Below are 17,141 nucleotides of genomic sequence, written 5' to 3'. Positions count from 1 at the left end.
GCGCCTGCACGATCCCGGCCGCGTCGCCGCCGGCGTAGCAGTCGTCGATCCAGCCGGACGCAGTCGCCAGCCAGGACTCAGCGGGGTCGGCGCCCGGGCACTGGTGCAGCAGCCCGGCCCACAGCGCAGAGGCACCGTCGATGCTGTCGCCGGTCATCGCCAGGTGCTCGCCCACCCGGCCGGGCGTCCTGGACAGCTCGAAGCAGATCCCGACGTCGGGCCACAGTCCGATCCCTACCTCCGGCATGGCCCAGCGGGTGCCCGGCTCGCCGAGCCGGCGGGTGTTGTGCATTGCCAGGCCGAGCCCGCCACCCATCGAGATGCCGACCAGGTGGGCGGTCACCGGCTTGGGGTACCCGGCGATCAGTTGGTTCAGCTCGTACTCGACCATCAGGAACTCCAGGGCCGCCTCGGTGCGGCCGGCGAGGATATCGTCCCGCATCGCCCGAACGTCGGCGCCGGCGCAGAAGCCACGCTCACCGGCACCACGGAAGACCACCTCGGTGACGGTGTCGTCGTCCTGCCACGCGCGCAGCTGGCGGGTGATCCGGTCGATCATGGCCCGGTTCAGCGCGTTGATCCGGGACGGCCGGTTCAACGTCAGGGTGCCGACACCATCGGTGGCACTGCTCAGTACCTCACTCATCCAGACTCCTTCACTATCGGACGCGCCGGGCGGACCGGTGATTCGTGGGTGCGGGCCAGCCACCAGATGCCGACCGCGGCTGCGAAACCGAGCGCCATCGCGTCGTTGCGCCAGGCCATGTTGATGCCGTTGTAGCAAAGCAGCACCACGGTCGTCCAGATAGCGATCCGGAAGATGTGTTTCGGGGTCTCGGTCAGCGGCAGCAGCAGGCCACCCCACAGGATGTACCAGCTGCGCACCGCGGGCAACGCCAGCGCGGCCACCAGGTAGGCGTAGGCGAGGAAGCGCAGCGGCTGCGTCCGGCCGATCGTCAACGCCAGCCAGGCGATCACCGCTCCGGCCAGCACCACACCGAGGCCGCGGACAGCCCGGATCGCCGCCCAGCCGGTCGGATCGAGGCTGAACAGGTTGAGCACCAACTGAACCGCCTGGCCGATGACGGTGAACGGGGCAATCGTGATCACCATGCCGGGCACGTTGACCGCGTTGATCCAGCCGAACCCTAGTCCGGTTGCCAGCGTGACCACACTGAAGGTGCCGACCGCGACGGTGAAGCTGGCCAGCACTCGGCCAGCCGCGATCGAGACCTCGCGCAGGCTCCAGTCGGACCAGGGCCGTACCATCAACGGCAGCGCGTAGGCGGCCATGATCGCCGGTTGCTTGATCGCGGTGGCCACCCCGATCAGCACCGCGCCGAGCAGCCACCACGAACTGCCCCAGCGGTGCGGGTCGAACTGCCAGCGTCCCAGCCCGATGCGCTGCCCGGTGGGCAGGCCGGTCACCCACAGCCCGGCCACCACCAGGCCCATCATCAGCGAGTCGTTGTGCGCGCCGCCGATGAAGTCGATCACCAGGATCGGGTTGAGGGTGGCGAACCAGGCCGCCAACGCCGGGTCGGCGCCGTTGCGGTGGGCGATCCGGGGAATCAGCAGACCGATCAGCCCGACCCCGATCAGCGACAGCGTCCGCATCGCCACCGCCGACAGGTAGGGCCGGAAGCCGCTCAGGTCGACGATCAGGTGCTGCAACTGCAGGCTGAGCGGACCGTAAGGGGCGGGCGTGTCACGCCAGACCCAGGACACCTGGTCGGCGAACGCACCGGGCAGGACGCTCGGCCCGGCGTGGTAGGGGTTGATGCCGTTGTGCACCAACCAGCCCTGGGCTGCATAGCTGTAGGCGTCATGGCTGAAGATGGGCGGCGCGATCAGGAACGGCGCACCCCAGATCAGCAGGATCGCCCAGTGCCGCACGTTGTGGTAGGCGTACTCGGCTTCCTTGCCGGCGCCGGACCGGGGACGCAGCCGCAGCCAGGCGTCCAGCAGCAGGAACAGCCCGGTCATCGTGATCACCGTGCCGGCCAGCCGGGTGGGCCAGCCGCTGAGCTGGGCGTCCGACAACATCTGCCACCAGGTTGAGTTGCGGGGCAGGTAGGCCGGCGACAATGACCCCAGGGCGATCAGCACGGTACCGAGGAAGCCGCGGCGCACGTTCCGGACGCGCCACGCCTCGACGACGCAGCCCACCTTGGGCGCCAGCAGGGAAAACACGCCCCAGCCTACGCTGTGGCGCGAGCGACCAGGCCGAGGGTTGGGCTCGGGAACTACATTGGATGGCGCGCCGGGCGAGCGCCGGCGCTGTACCATTAGGAGGTTGTTGGTGTCCCAGCAGGTCAGCCGCGTGGTCGTACGATTCGCGGGCGACTCAGGCGACGGAATGCAGCTCACCGGCGGTCGGTTCGGCGCCGACGCGGCTCGCCAGGGCAACGACATCGTGACTCTTCCCGACTACCCGGCCGAGATCCGCGCCCCGCAGGGCAGCACCGCCGGGGTGTCCAGCTTCCAGGTGCACTTCGCCGACCGTGACATCGTCACCCCCGGCGACGACCTGGACGTGCTGGTGGCGATGAACCCGGCCGCCCTCAAGGTGCACCTGCGCTCGCTGCGCAAGGGCGGCGTCCTGATCACCGACACCGCCGAGTTCACCCGCCGTAACCTCAACCACGCCGGCTACGCCAGCAACCCGCTCACCGACGGCTCGCTGGAGGGTTGGCAACTGGTCGACCTCGACCTGACCAGCATCACCACCGACGCGGTCGCCGACTTCGGGTTGAACCGCAAGGCGATCGCCCGGACCCGCAACATGGTGGCGCTCGGGCTGGTCAGCTGGCTGTACAGCCGCGACCTGTCACCCACCAGGCAGTGGCTGCAGGAGCGGTTCGCCGGCGACGCGACGGTGCGGGACGCCAACCTTGCCGCCCTGCAGGGCGGCTGGAACTACGGCGAGAACACCGAGACCTTCGCGGTGCGCTACGAGGTCGCGCCGGCCGCCCAGCCGCCGGGACGCTACCGCCAGGTCTCCGGCAACCAGGCGCTGGCGCTGGGCCTGATCAGCGCCTCCCACCTGTCGGGGCTGCCGCTGTTCCTCGGCGCCTACCCGATCACTCCCGCCTCCGACCTGTTGCACGAACTGGCCAAGCGCAAGGCGTTAGGGGTGCACACCTTCCAGGCCGAGGACGAGATCGCCGCGGTGGGGGCTGCGCTGGGCGCATCCTTCGGCGGCGCGCTCGGGGTGTGCAGCACGTCCGGCCCTGGGTTCGCGCTGAAGCAGGAGATGATCAACCTTGCCGTGATGACCGAGCTGCCACTGGTTGTCATCGATGTGCAGCGGGCCGGGCCGTCCACCGGGATGCCGACCAAGATGGAGCAGAGCGACCTGCTGCAGTCGCTGTACGGACGCAACGGCGAGTCGCCGGTGCCGGTGGTGGCCGCGAAGTCACCGTCCGACTGCTTCGACGCGGCGATCGAGGCCAGCCGGATCGCGATCAGCCACCGCACACCGGTGGTGCTGCTGAGCGACGCCTACCTGGCCAACGGCTCGGAGCCGTGGCTGATCCCGCAGATCGCCGACCTGCCGGGGATCGACCCTCGGTTCGCCACCGAGCCCAACGTCGGCGAGGACGGGTTCGCCCCCTACCAGCGTGACCCGGGCACCCTGGACCGGCCTTGGGCGATCCCCGGCACCCCGGGCCTGGAGCACCGGTTGGGCGGGCTGGAGAAGAAGGACGGATCGGGCAACATCAGCTACGACCCCGACAACCATGACCTGATGGTGCGGCTGCGCGCCGAGCACATCGACCGGATCAAGGTGCCGGACGCTGTCTGGGACGATCCCAGCGACGCCGCCAGGGTGGTGGTGGTCGGCTGGGGTTCCAGTTGGGGCTCGATCACCGCAGCCGTTCGGCGGGTCCGCCAGCTCGGGCTGCCGATCGCCCAGCTGCACCTGCACCACCTGAACCCGCTGCCGGCCAACCTGGGCGAGCTGCTGACCCGCGGCCACCGGGTGATCGTCCCCGAGGTGAACCTCGGCCAACTGACCATGCTGCTGCGCGCCAAGTACCTGGTGGACGCGCGCTGCTGGTCGCGGGTGCGGGGCATGCCGCTGTCGGTGACCGAACTGACCGAACACCTGCTCTTCGAGATCGAGGAGGCTGAACGTGACCAATGAGCTGACCCACCGGGTGCCCGACGGACTGAAGGGTGTCCCGCTGTCGGTGATGCCGCTGAACCGCAAGGACTTCGCCAGCGGCCAGGAGGTGCGCTGGTGTCCCGGCTGCGGTGATTACGCGATCCTTAGCGCGGTGCAGTCGCTGCTGCCGCAACTGGGCATCGCGCGGGAGAACACCGTGGTCATCTCCGGTATCGGGTGCGCGGCCCGGTTCCCCTACTACGTGAACAGCTACGGGCTGCACTCCATTCACGGCCGGGCGCTCACCATCGCCACCGGGCTGGCCATGACCCGGCCCGACCTGGCGATCATGATCGCCACCGGCGACGGCGACGCGCTGTCGATCGGCGCCAACCATCTCGTCCACACCCTGCGCCGCAACGTCAACCTGACCGTGCTGCTGTTCAACAACCGCATCTACGGGTTGACCAAGGGCCAGTACTCCCCCACCAGTGAGCTGGGCAAGGTGACCCGCTCCAGCCCGGTCGGGTCGATCGACATCCCGCTGAATGCGGCGTCGCTCGCGTTGGGCGCGGAGGCGACCTTCGTCGGGCGCAGCATCGACTCCGACCGCAAGCACCTGACCAGTGTGCTGCAGGCCGCCTTCGCCCATCGCGGCACCGCCCTGGTGGAGATCTGCCAGGACTGCCCGGTCTTCAGCGACGGCGCCTGGGACGACCTGCTCGGCCCCGGCCAGGACGGCGTCATCCAGTTGGAGCACGGCCAGCCGATCACCACCCCCAGCGGCAAGCTCGGCGTGGTCGAGAAGGAGGGTGGCCAACTGCAGTTGCTGCCGGTCGATGACGTGGGCATGGACCGGGTGCTGGTGCACGACGCCCACCTGGACAACCCGTCCCGGGCGTTCGCGCTGAGCCGGCTGACCGACTCGGGGCAGATCAAGCGCTCCCCGATCGGGATCTTCCGGCAGGTCGACCGACCGACCTTCGACGACCTCGACCGGCAGCAACTGGTGACCGCGACCGGCGACCAGCGGCCGGGCAACCGGGCGATACAGACCCTGCTGGAGGGTGACGGTTCCTGGGTGCTGCTGTGAGCCCCGTGGCTGCGCCGACGCGCGTGGGTAGGCTGGCCGGGTGAACCAAGCCCTGACCCTGGACTACTTCGACCACGAGGTTGCGCCCACCCACGACCTGTTCAACCACGTCAACGGCGCCTGGCTGGCAACAGCCCAGATACCGGACGACCGCAGCGGCTGGGGAGCCTTCCACGAACTCCGGGAGAACTCCGAGAAGCTGGTTCGCCAGATCGTCGAGCGGTGCACCGGCAGCAGGGCCAGCACGCTGGGCCCCGGCCGGGACGAGGCGAGGATCGCCAACCTCTACGCGTCCTTCATGGACGCCGACGCGGTCGAGGCGCTGGGCGCCGAGCCGCTACGTCCGTTGCTGGCGAAGGTCGACCAGATCGACTCGGTGGCGGCGTTGGCGCGGTTCTGGGGCTGGTCGGTCCGGCACGGCATCGGATCGCTGTTCGATGTCGACAACGACGCCGACCCGGGCAACCCGGCCCGCTACCTGGTCTTCGTCGGCCAGTCGGGCATCGGCCTGCCTGACGAGGAGTACTACCGGCTCGACCAGCATGCCGCCACCCGGGACGCCTACCGCGCGCACATGGCGAAGGTCCTGCGACTGGCGGGGGTGCCCGACGCCGACGACCAGGCTCGGCGCGCCTACGAACTGGAGGCCGGCATCGCCGCCGCGCACTGGGACAAGGTGCGCACCCGCGACATGGTGCAGATGTACTTCCCACAGACCTGGCACGACTTCACCGCCGCCACCCCGACCCTGCCCTGGGCCGAGTTCCTGGCCGGCGCCGAACTGCCCGAGCACGCGGTCGCCGAGGTGATCAACTGCCAGCGCACCTTCCCCGGTGACGTCGCGCCGCTGGTGGTGGCCGAGCGGCTGGACGACTGGAAGGCGTGGGCCCGCTGGCAGTTGGTCGACTCGCTGGCCCCCTACCTGTCGACGGAGATTGTTGAGCAGAACTTCGACTTCTACGGCCGGACGCTGAACGGCATCCCGGTGCTGCGGGAGCGCTGGAAGCGTGGGGTCAGCCTTGTCGAGGCGGTGCTGGGTGAGGCGGTCGGCCGGCTGTACGTCGCTGAGCACTTCCCACCCCAGACCAAGGCCCGGGCCGACGAACTGGTCGCGAACCTGCTGGAGGCCTACCGGCGTTCGATCAGCAAGCTGGACTGGATGACCGAGCCGACCCGCGCCGAGGCGCTGGACAAGCTGAGCAAGTTCAAGGCCAAGATCGGCTACCCCAACAAGTGGCGCGACTTCAGCGCCCTGGAGGTGGTCGCCGACGACCTGGTCGGCAACGTGCTGCGGGCCGACAGCTTCGCGTTCGACTACATGATCAAGCAGCTCTCCGGGCCGATCGACCCGGACGAGTGGTTGATGTACCCGCAGACCGTCAACGCCTACTACCACCCGCTGCGCAACGAGATCGTCTTCCCGGCCGCCATCCTGCAGCCGCCGTTCTTCAGCGCCGACGCCGACGACGCGGTCAACTACGGTGGAATCGGCGCGGTGATCGGTCACGAGATCGGGCACGGCTTCGACGACCAGGGCTCCACCTGCGACGGTGACGGCCGGATCCGCAACTGGTGGACCGACCAGGACCGCGCCGCGTTCGAGCGGCGCACCGCGTCCCTGGTTGACCAGTACGGCGGCTTGTCGCCCGCGGTGGCGCCCGACGTCCAGGTGAACGGTGAACTCACCCTGGGTGAGAACATCGGCGACCTGGGCGGGCTGGCGATCGCCTACGAGGCCTGGCGGATCGCGGTCGGCGACGACGAGCCCGAGCCGGTGGACGGGATCCCGGCCGAGCAACGGTTCTTCTTCGGGTGGGCCCAGTGCTGGCGGACGATCATGCGTCCCGAGGCGATGCGGGAGCGGGTCGCCACCGACCCGCACTCGCCCGACGAGATCCGCTGCAACCAGACGTCGCGCAACATCGACCAGTTCCACCAGGCGTTCGGCACCCAGCCCGGCGATGCGATGTGGCTGGCGCCCGAGGAGCGGGTGCGGATCTGGTAGCGGGGTCGACGTTCAGGACGAGCGGGTGACCACCAGGTCGCACATCTGCGCCAGCGCCCGCTTGGCCGGACCGTCGGGCAGCGGGGTCAGGTGGCTACGCGCCACCTCCGCCCGCCGGATGATCTCGGCGCGCGCCTGCTCGATCACCCGGCTGGCCCGCAGGCCCTCCAGCGCCCGGGACAGGTCGTCATCGTCGGCCAGTCCGGCGTCGATGAGCTCCACCAGTTCCTGGTCGGACGGCTCGTCCGACCTGCGCAGCAGCAGGGTTGGCAGTGTGGGCACGCCCTCGCGCAGGTCGGTGCCGGGGGTCTTGCCGGTTGCGTCGGAGACCACATCAATGAGGTCGTCGGACAGTTGGAAGACCATCCCGATCTCGAACCCGAACGCCTCCAGGGCGCGCAGTTCGGCCGGCCCCAGGCCGGCCACCATGCCGCCGAACACCGCCGAGGTGCGGATCAGGGACGCCGTCTTGCCGGCCACCACCTGGAAGTGGTGCTGGATCGGGTCGGCCTCCTCGGCTGGGCCGATGGTCTCAGCGATCTGACCCTCGACCAGCTCGGCGAACGTGCGGGCCTGCAGGTCGACGAAATCGACCCCAAGGGTGGCCACCTGGCTGGACGCCCGGGCGAACAGGAAGTCTCCCACCAGGATCGCGATCGTGTTGCCGTAGCGCAGGTTGGCGCTCGGGGCACCGCGCCGGATCTCGGCGTCGTCCATCACGTCATCGTGGTACAGGCTGGCCACGTGGGTGAGTTCGACCACCAGCGCCGCGCTCACCAGCCGGTCGAAGTCGAACTGGTCACCGCAGTGAGCCGCGAGGAGCACCAGCGCAGGCCGGAAGCGCTTGCCGCCAGCCGCCACCACGTGACCGGCGGCCTCGGCGATGAACGGGTTACCGGACGAGGTGGCGGCCAGCAACCTGTCCTCGATCTGGGCGAGTTGGTCGGCGACGATGGCGTCGAACTGCTCGTCCGTCATCGTCGTCGTCACTGCACTCCAATCGTCGGGGCCGCGCTCAGCGCAGGAAGCTGGCGGCGTTGATGGCCAGGTCCATCAACGGGCCGGGCACCACGCCGAGCAAGATCGTACCCAATGCGCCGATCCAGATCACCAACTGGGTGCCCAGCCCCGGGCTGACCACTGCGACGTCGGCGTTCGGGGCCTGACCGAACATCACGTACACCAGCCGGAAGTAGAAGCCGGCGGTGATCAGGCTGGCGACGACTGCGACCACGACCAGCCAGGCGTAACCACCGTTCCAGGCGGCCACGAAGACCAGCACCTTGCCGATGAAGCCGCCGGTCAGCGGGATGCCGGCCATGCTGAGCAGGAAGATGGTCATCAGGATGCCCAGCAGTGGGTTGCGGCGTCCCAGCCCGGCCCACGAGGTGAAGCTGGTGGCCTCGGCGCCCGAGCGACGGATCAGCGTCAGCACGGCGAACCCGGCGACCGTGGCCAGGCCGTAGGCGGCCAGGTAGAACATCACCGACGAGACCGAGCCGATGCGTCCCTCGGCCAGGCCGTTCTCGATCGTGGCGGCACCGGCCACACCGACCAGGATGAAACCGGCGTGCGCGACCGACGAGTAGGCCAGCATCCGCTTGACGTCGTTCTGCATCAGGCCGACCAGCGCACCGATCACCATGGTGGCCACCGCGACGATCGCGATCGCCGACTGCCAGTCCCAGCGCAGTGCGCCGAGCGCGACGTAGAGCAGCCGCAGCGTGGCGACCGCGGCGGCGGCCTTGGTGCAGATCGCCATGAACGCGGTGACGGCGGTGGGCGAGCCGACGTAGACGTCGGGCACCCAGCCGTGGAACGGCACCGCGCCGATCTTGAACAGCAGGCCCACCGTGACCAGGGCCAGCCCGGCCACCAGCAGCCACTGCGACTGAACGCCGGCCTGGATGGCGATGTCGATGTCGCGGAAGTGGAACGAGCCCGCGTAGCCGTACAGCATGGCGATGCCGTACAGGAAGATCGCCGAGCTGAGCGCACCCAGCAGGAAGTACTTCAGCGACGCCTCCTGGCTGAGCAGCCGCCGACGCCTGGCCATTCCGGCCAGCACGTAGAGCGGGAACGACAGCACCTCCAGGGCGACGAACATGGTGATCAGGTCGTTGGCGGAGACGAACGCCATCATGCCGCCCAGCGAGAACAGCAGCAGCGGGTAGACCTCGCTGTGTTCCTGGCGGGCAGCGATGGCCTCCCGCTCGGCCTGGGAGCTGGGCACCGCCGATACGTTGGGGGCGAACGGTGACTCGCCACCGCCGACCCGGCGCTCGCCGAACAGCAGCGCCGACAGGGCCCCGAAGAACAGCAGCAGTGTCCATGCGACCCAGGTCGGTCCGTCCAGGCTGAGCGACCCGATGGCGGCCAGGGTCTCGGTGCCGGCGGCCCAGTTGACGATGGTCCAGCCGAGTGCGGCGAGCAGCACCAGCATGGTCCAGGCGAACTGGACTGCGCTGCGGGACAGCCGCGGCACCGCCGCCTCCAGGATCACCCCGATGGTGGCGCCCACCAGCACCACGATCACGGGTGCTGCGGGGAGAAACTGGTCGATCATCACTTGCCTCCCATCGACCCGGGCTGCGGATCGCTCATACCGACGTGGGTCATCGTGGCTGCGGCGGTGGACGACACCACATCGATCATCGGCTGCGGGACGAAGCCGAAGACCAGCAGGAGCGCGATCAGCGGGGCCACCACCAGCCGCTCGCGCACGTCGACGTCGGTGGTGACGTGTTCGACGACCTGCGGGGTGGTTTGGCCGGTGAAGACCCGCTGGTAGGCCCACAGCACGTAGACCGCGGCCAGCACGGTGCCGACCACGGCCACCGCAACCGCGACCGGCTGGGTCGGCCAGGCGCCGGTCATGATCGTGAACTCACCCACGAAGTTGGCGGTGCCCGGCAGGCCAAGGGTGGCCAGGCCGGAGACCAGGAAGACACCGGCCAGCACCGGGGCGACCTTTTCGACACCGCCGAAGGCGGCGATCTCGGCCGAGCCGCGGCGGTACAGCAGGAACCCGACCACCAGGAACATGGCCGCCGAGCTGAAGCCGTGGGCCAGCATGTAGAAGATAGACCCGGTCAGCGAGGCGCTGGTGAACGCGAAGATGCCGAGCACCATGAACCCGAAGTGGCTCACCGACGTGTAGGCCACCAGCCGCAGCAGGTTCCTGCTGGAGATGGCCATCAGGGCGCCGTAGATGACCGACACTGCCGCCAGCACTATCACAAGCGGGGTGGCCCAGGCGCTGGCGTTCGGGAACATCTGCAGGCAGAGCCGGATCATGCCGAAGGTGCCGATCTTGTCGAGCACACCGACCAGCAGCGTGGTCGCCCCTGGAGTGGCCTGCTCTGCGGCGTCCGGTAGCCAGGAGTGCACCGGCACCATCGGCGCCTTGACCGCGAATGCGATGAAGAAGCCGACGAACAGGTACTGCTCCAGCGAGCCGCCGATCTGGGTGTTGGCGACGTCGGCGATCAGGAAGCTCGGCTGACCGGCCCGGGAGGTGGCTGCGTAGACACCGACCACCGCGAACAGCATGATCAGGCCGCCGGCCAGTGAGTACAACAGGAACTTCAGTGCCGCCCGGCCGCGCCGCGGCCCGCCCCAGCCCTGAATCAGGAAGAACATCGGGATCAGGGTGGCCTCGAAGAACAGGTAGAACAGCAGCACGTCGGCCGACATGAAGACGAACAGCGCGAAGCCTTCGAGCATCAGCACGAACGCGCCGAAGACGTTGCTCGACCAGCGCGGCAGCTCGTGGCTGAAGATCCGCACCTCGTCGATGCGCCACTCGGCCAGCAGCACGATCGGCACCAGGATGACGGTGAGCAGCACCATCGCCTTGCCCATCCCGTCCACCGACAGCGCGTACCAGGCGCCGATCTGCGGAATCCAGGAGACGGTCTCGCTGACGTCCCAGCCGGGGGTGCCGAAGAAGACGGTCAGGCCGAGCGCCAGGGTGAGCAGCGCCACGGCCATGGCGAGCGCGCGGCCGGCGCGGCCGCGCACCACGAAGGCGAGCAGGGCCCCGATCAACGGCAGCAGGCCGAGGATGGTGAGCATGGGGACGTTGTCCATCTTTGTGCTCCTCCCCTCAGCCCAACCGGCCGAGGATCAACACGGCGCTGAGCAGGATGGCACCGACCACCATCCACAGCCCGTAACTGCGTTCGTAGCCGTTCTGCAGCCGGCTGAACGCGCCACCCACACTGGTGGCCAGCGTGGTGGTGCTGCGGACACCGCCGTCGATCAGCAGGTCGTCGATCGCCTGGAACCCGTCGACCAGCTTGCCGCCGCCGCGGACGAAGACCGCGTCATTGAACTGGTCGGCCAGCAGGTCGTTGCGTCCGATGTACACGATCGGGTTCTTGGTGCGGGGCTGCTCGTAGCTGATCTCGCCGCGGTACATCAGGTAGGCGATGCCCACCCCGACCAGCACCAGCACCAGGGTGACCCAGCCCTGCCACGGGATCTCCCACAGCCGGTAGGCGTGCGGCTCGTGACCGGTGGGTGGGGCCAGCCAGGTCTGGATCGAGTTGTTCAGCAGCATGCCCAGCGCGGCCGAGCCGAGGGCCAGGATGACCAGTGGGACCACCATGATGGCCGGTGACTCGTGCGGGTGCACGTCGGGGGCCCAACGCTTCTGGCCGAAGAAGGTCATCATCATCAGCCGAGTCATGTAGAACGCGGTGATGCCGGCACCGAGCAGCGCCAGCACACCGAACGCCACCCCGCGCTCCCAGGCGGCCACGATGATGTGGTCCTTGGAGTAGAAGCCGGACAGCGGCGGGATGCCGATGATGGCCAGGTAGCCGATGCCGAAGGTGATGAACGTCCACGGCATCACGTTGCGCAGACCGCCGAAGTGCCGCATGTTGACGTCGTCGTTCATGCCGTGCATGACCGAGCCGGCGCCCAGGAACATGTTGGCCTTGAAGAAGCCATGGGTGAACAGGTGGAAGATGGCGAACGCGCCACCGGCCGGGCCGATCCCGGCGGCCAGCATCATGTATCCGATCTGGCTCATCGTTGAACCGGCGAGCACCTTCTTGATGTCGTCCTTGGTGGAGCCGATCCAGGCGCCGGCCAGCAACGTGACCACACCAACCACGCACACCGCCAGCGAGGCGGACGGGGTCAGCTCGAACAGGATGTGGCTGCGAACCACCAGGTAGACACCGGCGGTGACCATGGTTGCGGCGTGGATCAGGGCCGAAACCGGGGTGGGGCCTTCCATCGCGTCCAGCAACCAGGACTGCAGCGGCACCTGGGCCGACTTGCCGCAGGCGGCCAACAGGAGCAGGAAACCGATGGCGGTGACCCAGCCGGCACCGACGCCGCCCGCCGCCTGGTTGACCTCGGTGAAGTTCAGCGAGCCCATCATCGCCACCATGATGAACATGGCCACCAGCAAGCCGAGGTCGCCGATCCGGTTGACGACGAACGCCTTCTTGGCAGCAAGGGCTGCGCTGCGCCGTTGCTGCCAGTACCCGATCAGCAGGTAGGACGCCAGACCGACGCCCTCCCAGCCGATGAACAGCACTGCGTAGTTGTCGGCCAGCACCAGGGTCAGCATCGCGGCGATGAAGATGTTCATGAACGCGAAGAACCTGCGCCGGTTGGGGTCGGTGGCCATGTAGCCGACCGAGTAGACGAAGATCAGCGAGCCGACACCGGTGACCAGCAGCGCGAACAGGATCGACAGCTGGTCGACCAGCAGCGCCGCCGACAGGTCCATCGTGCCGACCTGGATCCAGTCGAACAGCGGCACCTGCACGGCCCGGTCGGACACCTCGGCGCCCAGCATCTGGATGAACAGGGCGAGCGCGACCGCGAAGGAGCCGACCGCGCCCAGGACGCCCAGCCAGTGTCCCCAGGAGTTGGTCACCCGGCCGCCGAGCAGCAGGACCGCGGCCACCACCAACGGGATCGCGATCATCAGCCAGGCGTACTCGAACAACCCGGTCGCCTCGACCGGGATGATGATCTGCAACGGATTCACCAGTGCCCCCTCAGTACTTCAGCTGGTTCTGGTCGTCGACCGAGGCCGAGCGCCTGGTTCGGAAGATGATCATGATGATGGCCAGACCGATGACCACTTCGGCAGCGGCCACCACCATCACGAAGAACGCCCCCACCTGGCCGAGCAGGTTGCCGTTGGCGTAGCTGAACGACACCAGCGCCAGGTTGGCGGAGTTGAGCATCAGTTCCACCGACATGAACGCGATGATCGCGTTGCGGCGGATCAGGAAGCCCAGCACCCCGGTCGAGAACAGGATGACAGACAGGATCAGATAGGCTTCCGGGTTCATCGCTCCTGCTCCTGGGTGGCTGCGTCACCGGTAGTCAGCTCGGCCATGCCCGAGTCGTCGAGCTGCTCGGCGACCTCGGCGGCCAGGCTGGTGCCCTCCAGTTCGTCGGTGGCCTCGACGAACTTGGTGATGGCGGCGCGGTGGGCGGCGCGCAGTCCGTCGTTCTCGATGATCGCGACACCGCGGACCCTGAGGGTGGGTGAGATCGAGTTCTCGGCGACCGTGCCGTCCGGCAGCAGCGCCGGGTAGTCGGTGGAGTTGTGCCTCGCGTACACCCCCGGGTTGGGCAGCGGGCCGGGGTCGACGCCGAGTTCTGCGTACTCGCGGGTCTTGCGGCGGGACCGTTCGCGCTGGGTCTCGGGCCGCTTGAGCCGCTCGCCGTGGGCCAGGATGATCGCGGCCAGGGCGGCGACCAGCAGCAGCGCGGCAGTAAGTTCGAAGGCGAACACGAACGGCCCGAAGACGATCTGGGCCACGCCCTGCACGTTGCCGCCGTGCTGCGCGTTGGCGGCCGCCAGGCCGTCGGCGGAGGCGACCACACCCTGCCCGATCGCGATGATGAGCAGCAGCGCAAGGGCGGCTGCGAAGATCGTCGAGGCCACTCGCTGGCCCCGGATCGTCTCAACCAGGGAGTCAACGGTGTCGACACCCACGATCATCATGGTGAAGATGAACAGCATCATCACCGCGCCGGTGTAGACGATGATCTGCGCCACGAACAGGAACGGCGCATCCAGCGAGGCGTAGAGGCAGCCCAGCGCGACCATCATCCCGGCCAGGCTGATCGCCGAGTGCACCGGTTTGCGGGACAGCACCATGCCCAGTCCCCCGGCGACCGCCAACGGGGCGAACACCCAGAAGGCGACTGCCTGGGCGGTGATCAGCGGAATCACTTCTTGGCCTCCTTGCTGGCCGCTGTGGACCCGGTACTGGCCGGGCCGGTGCGGGTGTCGAGCTGGCCGGTGGCCGGCAGTCCGAGGAAGTAGTCCTTCTCCTCGTTACCGAGCCGACGGGGGTGCGGTGGCTCCTCCATGCCCGGCAGCAGCGGCGCCAGCAGTTCGTGCTTCTCGAAGATCATCGACTCCCGGGTGCGCCGGGAGAACTTGAAGTCGTTGGTCATCGTCAGCGCGCGCGTCGGGCAGGCCTCGATGCAGTAGCCGCACAGGATGCAGCGCAGGTAGTTGATCTGGTACACCCGCCCGTAGCGCTCACCGGGTGAGTAGCGCTCCTCGTCGGTGTTGGACGCACCCTCCACGTAGATCGCGTCGGCCGGGCAGGCCCATGCGCACAACTCGCAGCCCACGCACTTCTCCAGGCCGTCAGGCCAGCGGTTGAGCTGGTGGCGTCCGTGGTAGCGCGGGGCGGTGATCTTCTCGTGCCCCTTCTGCGGGTAACCCTGGGTGAAGGTCTTCCGGAACATCGTCCGGAAGGTGATGCCGAATCCTGACCAGGCGCCCATCAGGCATCAGCTCCGTTCGCAGTTGAGGACGCGCGTCTGGCAGACGACGCGCCGACCGGTTCTGGCTCATCATCGGCGGTTGACCTGAACACCGTGGAGGTGAGCGTCCGACCCGGCATCGGTGGCACGGGGTAGCCACCGGCGAAGGCATCGAACTCGCCGCGTTCGTCCAGGAAGTCGACCTCGTCCTCCTCCGGTTCGCGGCGGCCACTGAACCAGATCGCACCCAGCACGATCAGGATCAGCACGGCAGCCGTGCCGATGAAGAACGGTGAGCTCCACCAGTCGTGCAGGGCGGAGCCGCGACCGAGCGCGAGCATCACGATCCACAGCAGGTTGACCGGGATGAGCACCTTCCAGCCGAGGTCCATCAGCTGGTCGTAGCGGACCCGCGGCACCGAGCCGCGCACCCAGGAGAAGACGAACAACAGGAACTGCACCTTGAGCAGGAACCACAGCAGGCCCCACCAGCCCTGGTCGACAACCGTTCCGTTCAGCGGCCACGGGGCGCCGTAGCCGCCCAGGAACAGGGTGGTCGCCACCGCCGAGACGGTGGCCATGTTGATGTACTCGGCCAGGAAGAACAATGCGTACCGGAAGCCGGAGTAGTCGGTGATGTGCCCGGACACCAGTTCGGACTCGCACTCGGGCATGTCGAAGGGCTGCCGGTTGGTCTCACCGAACATCGAGATGAAGTAGATGATGAAGCTGGGCAGCAGCGGCAGGACGTACCAGCCCGGCAGCGGGATCGTCGCCCCGAACAGCACCAGCGGTTCGTGCTGGGCCTCGACGATCTGGCTGGTCGACATGGAGCCGGCCACCATGAACACCGCCACCAGCGACAGGCCCATCGCCACCTCGTAGCTGATCACCTGGGCGGTGGCCCGCATTGAGCCGAGCAGCGAGTAGGTGCCGCTGGACGCCCAGCCGGCCAGCACGAAGCCGTAGAAGCCGACGCCTGCGATGGCGAGCACCAGCAGGGCCGCCACCGGCAGGTCGGTGACCTGCAGGCGGGTCTCGACCCCGAACATCCTGACCTCGCCGCCGAACGGGATCACCGCCCACGACGAGAAGGCCGCCACCGCGGTCAGCATCGGCGCAAGGTTGAACACCAGCGCGTCGGTGCGGGCAGGACGGAAGTCCTCCTTGAGCAACAGCTTCACGCCGTCGCCCATCGCCTGGCCCAGACCGAACGGGCCGTTCATGATCGGGCCCTTGCGGTTCTGCATCTTGCCGAGCACGCGGCGCTCGAACCAGACGTTGAAGATGGTCCAGGTCAGCAGCAGGACGAAGACGCCCACCACCTTGATCAGGACGATCCACCACGGATCATTTCCGAATACCGGGCTCATGCCGCACCTCCTGCAGCGGTTCCTATCAACCGCACCCGGTCACCCGGGCGCACCTGCAGCGTCCCCAGCAACGGGACGCCGGAGTTCATCGGGGCCCACACCACGCCGTCGACCATGCCCGGGGTGATCTCGGCCGGGAAGACGACCTCGGCCTCATCGCTGGCGATGGTCACCAGGTCGCCGGACGAGACGCCGAACTCGGCGGCGGTGGCCGGGGAGATCCTGGCGACTGGCAGCGGCGCGGTCTGCTTCAGAGTCTCGGCGCCGTCCAGGCAGCGGGTGTCGTCCAGCGCGGTGCGCCAGCTGGCCAGCAGCAGGCCGTCGGGTGTGCCGCGGCCAGCGGGACGGCTGGTGGTGCCGGCGTACCGGGCGCGGGCGCCCTCCCAGTCCCGGATCTCCTCAAGCGCGAACTTGGCCTGGCCGGGGCTGCGCATGCCCAGGTCGTGACCCATCGCGTCGGCCAGCGCCGCCAGCACCCTCACGTCGGTCATCACGTGCCGGGCGCGGGTGTTGACCGCCAGCACCGGGCGCTCCCGGTGCTCCCAGTTGATGAAGGTGCCTGGCTGATCTTCCAGCAGGGCGACCGGGAAGACCACGTCGGCCAGCCGGGTGCCCGAGCTGTGCCTTTGTTCCAGGCAGACCACGAAGACGTCGCTGCCCTTCACGCCGTGGCGGGCCTCGGTCGGGTCGGCCATGTCGTTGATGTCCACCCCGGCCGAGACGATCGCCTTCAGCTTGCCGCGGTCGGCGGCCCGCACCATGGCGCGGGCGTCCAGCCCCTCGGCCTCGGGCAGA

The 17,141-nt window shown here is 68.5% G+C and carries 14 protein-coding genes; 3 read left to right on the top strand and 11 right to left on the bottom strand.

The genetic code is table 11. From position 1 onward, the window contains the following. Together WBL05_RS05465 and mptB are read right to left on the bottom strand one after the other, a co-directional pair. A partial coding sequence (locus tag WBL05_RS05465) for an enoyl-CoA hydratase/isomerase family protein (protein ID WP_424224296.1) occupies positions 1-646 on the bottom strand: 646 nt, incomplete at its 3' end. After that, positions 643-2,193 (bottom strand): polyprenol phosphomannose-dependent alpha 1,6 mannosyltransferase MptB, encoded by a 1,551-nt coding sequence (gene mptB / locus WBL05_RS05460; protein ID WP_424224294.1) that lies wholly within the window; start codon positions 2,191-2,193, stop codon positions 643-645. The genes mptB and WBL05_RS05465, both read right to left, overlap by 4 nt. Positions 2,194-2,302: 109 nt before the next feature. Here mptB and WBL05_RS05455 point away from each other — a divergent pair, with 109 nt between their 5' ends. The 3 genes from WBL05_RS05455 to WBL05_RS05445 are packed head-to-tail and all read left to right on the top strand — an operon-like array spanning position 2,303 to position 7,209. Then, entirely contained in the window at positions 2,303-4,150 is a 1,848-nt protein-coding gene (locus tag WBL05_RS05455; protein ID WP_424224292.1) for a 2-oxoacid:acceptor oxidoreductase subunit alpha, read from the top strand. Continuing rightward, positions 4,140-5,204 carry a 2-oxoacid:ferredoxin oxidoreductase subunit beta gene (locus WBL05_RS05450; protein WP_424224290.1) on the top strand — a complete coding sequence of 355 codons (1,065 nt, stop codon included), beginning with the start codon at positions 4,140-4,142 and terminating at the stop codon, positions 5,202-5,204. Before WBL05_RS05455 ends, WBL05_RS05450 begins: the two co-directional genes overlap by 11 nt. 40 nt (positions 5,205-5,244) lie before the next feature. Then, complete coding sequence (locus WBL05_RS05445; protein ID WP_424224288.1) at positions 5,245-7,209, top strand: M13 family metallopeptidase; 1,965 nt, start codon at positions 5,245-5,247, stop codon at positions 7,207-7,209. A gap of 12 nt (positions 7,210-7,221) precedes the next feature. Here the strand turns inward: WBL05_RS05445 and WBL05_RS05440 are convergent, their stop codons facing one another. The 9 genes from WBL05_RS05440 to WBL05_RS05400 form a co-directional block, all read right to left on the bottom strand. Then, positions 7,222-8,187, bottom strand: a complete 966-nt coding sequence (locus WBL05_RS05440; RefSeq protein ID WP_424224299.1) for a polyprenyl synthetase family protein — start codon at positions 8,185-8,187, stop codon at positions 7,222-7,224. A 37-nt stretch (positions 8,188-8,224) separates the two neighbouring features. Continuing rightward, the gene (nuoN, locus tag WBL05_RS05435) at positions 8,225-9,775 is read right to left on the bottom strand and encodes an NADH-quinone oxidoreductase subunit NuoN (protein ID WP_424224287.1); all 1,551 of its coding nucleotides are present in this window, start codon (positions 9,773-9,775) and stop codon (positions 8,225-8,227) included. Continuing rightward, complete coding sequence (locus WBL05_RS05430) at positions 9,775-11,301, bottom strand: NADH-quinone oxidoreductase subunit M (protein ID WP_424224286.1); 1,527 nt, start codon at positions 11,299-11,301, stop codon at positions 9,775-9,777. The genes nuoN and WBL05_RS05430 overlap by 1 nt, the downstream gene beginning before the upstream one ends. Before the next feature lie 16 nt (positions 11,302-11,317). Further along, positions 11,318-13,204, bottom strand: coding sequence for an NADH-quinone oxidoreductase subunit L (nuoL, locus tag WBL05_RS05425; protein ID WP_424224297.1), 1,887 nt, complete (start codon positions 13,202-13,204; stop codon positions 11,318-11,320). 31 nt (positions 13,205-13,235) lie between these two features. Then, positions 13,236-13,535, bottom strand: coding sequence for an NADH-quinone oxidoreductase subunit NuoK (gene nuoK / locus WBL05_RS05420; protein WP_424224285.1), 300 nt, complete (start codon positions 13,533-13,535; stop codon positions 13,236-13,238). Beyond that, positions 13,532-14,428, bottom strand: coding sequence for an NADH-quinone oxidoreductase subunit J (locus WBL05_RS05415; RefSeq protein WP_424224284.1), 897 nt, complete (start codon positions 14,426-14,428; stop codon positions 13,532-13,534). Before WBL05_RS05415 ends, nuoK begins: the two co-directional genes overlap by 4 nt. Further along, positions 14,425-14,994, bottom strand: a complete 570-nt coding sequence (gene nuoI, locus WBL05_RS05410) for an NADH-quinone oxidoreductase subunit NuoI (protein ID WP_424224283.1) — start codon at positions 14,992-14,994, stop codon at positions 14,425-14,427. The genes WBL05_RS05415 and nuoI overlap by 4 nt, the downstream gene beginning before the upstream one ends. Then, positions 14,994-16,346, bottom strand: a complete 1,353-nt coding sequence (gene nuoH, locus WBL05_RS05405) for an NADH-quinone oxidoreductase subunit NuoH (RefSeq protein ID WP_424224281.1) — start codon at positions 16,344-16,346, stop codon at positions 14,994-14,996. The genes nuoI and nuoH overlap by 1 nt, the downstream gene beginning before the upstream one ends. After that, the coding region (locus tag WBL05_RS05400; protein ID WP_424224279.1) for a molybdopterin dinucleotide binding domain-containing protein at positions 16,343-17,141 on the bottom strand (799 nt) is incomplete at its 5' end. The genes nuoH and WBL05_RS05400, both read right to left, overlap by 4 nt.

Source organism: Brooklawnia sp. (assembly GCF_049651565.1).
Taxonomy (GTDB): Bacteria; Actinomycetota; Actinomycetes; order Propionibacteriales; family Propionibacteriaceae; genus Brooklawnia.
This window is presented reverse-complemented; position numbering and strand designations above follow the sequence as displayed.

Coding starts and splice junctions, on each gene's coding strand:
- nuoK (WP_424224285.1), bottom strand. CDS start 13,535: ATGAACCCGGAAGCCTATCTGATCCTGTCTGTCATCCTGTTCTCGACC.
- WBL05_RS05440 (WP_424224299.1), bottom strand. CDS start 8,187: ATGACGGACGAGCAGTTCGACGCCATCGTCGCCGACCAACTCGCCCAG.
- WBL05_RS05430 (WP_424224286.1), bottom strand. CDS start 11,301: ATGGACAACGTCCCCATGCTCACCATCCTCGGCCTGCTGCCGTTGATC.
- nuoN (WP_424224287.1), bottom strand. CDS start 9,775: ATGATCGACCAGTTTCTCCCCGCAGCACCCGTGATCGTGGTGCTGGTG.
- nuoH (WP_424224281.1), bottom strand. CDS start 16,346: ATGAGCCCGGTATTCGGAAATGATCCGTGGTGGATCGTCCTGATCAAG.
- nuoI (WP_424224283.1), bottom strand. CDS start 14,994: ATGGGCGCCTGGTCAGGATTCGGCATCACCTTCCGGACGATGTTCCGG.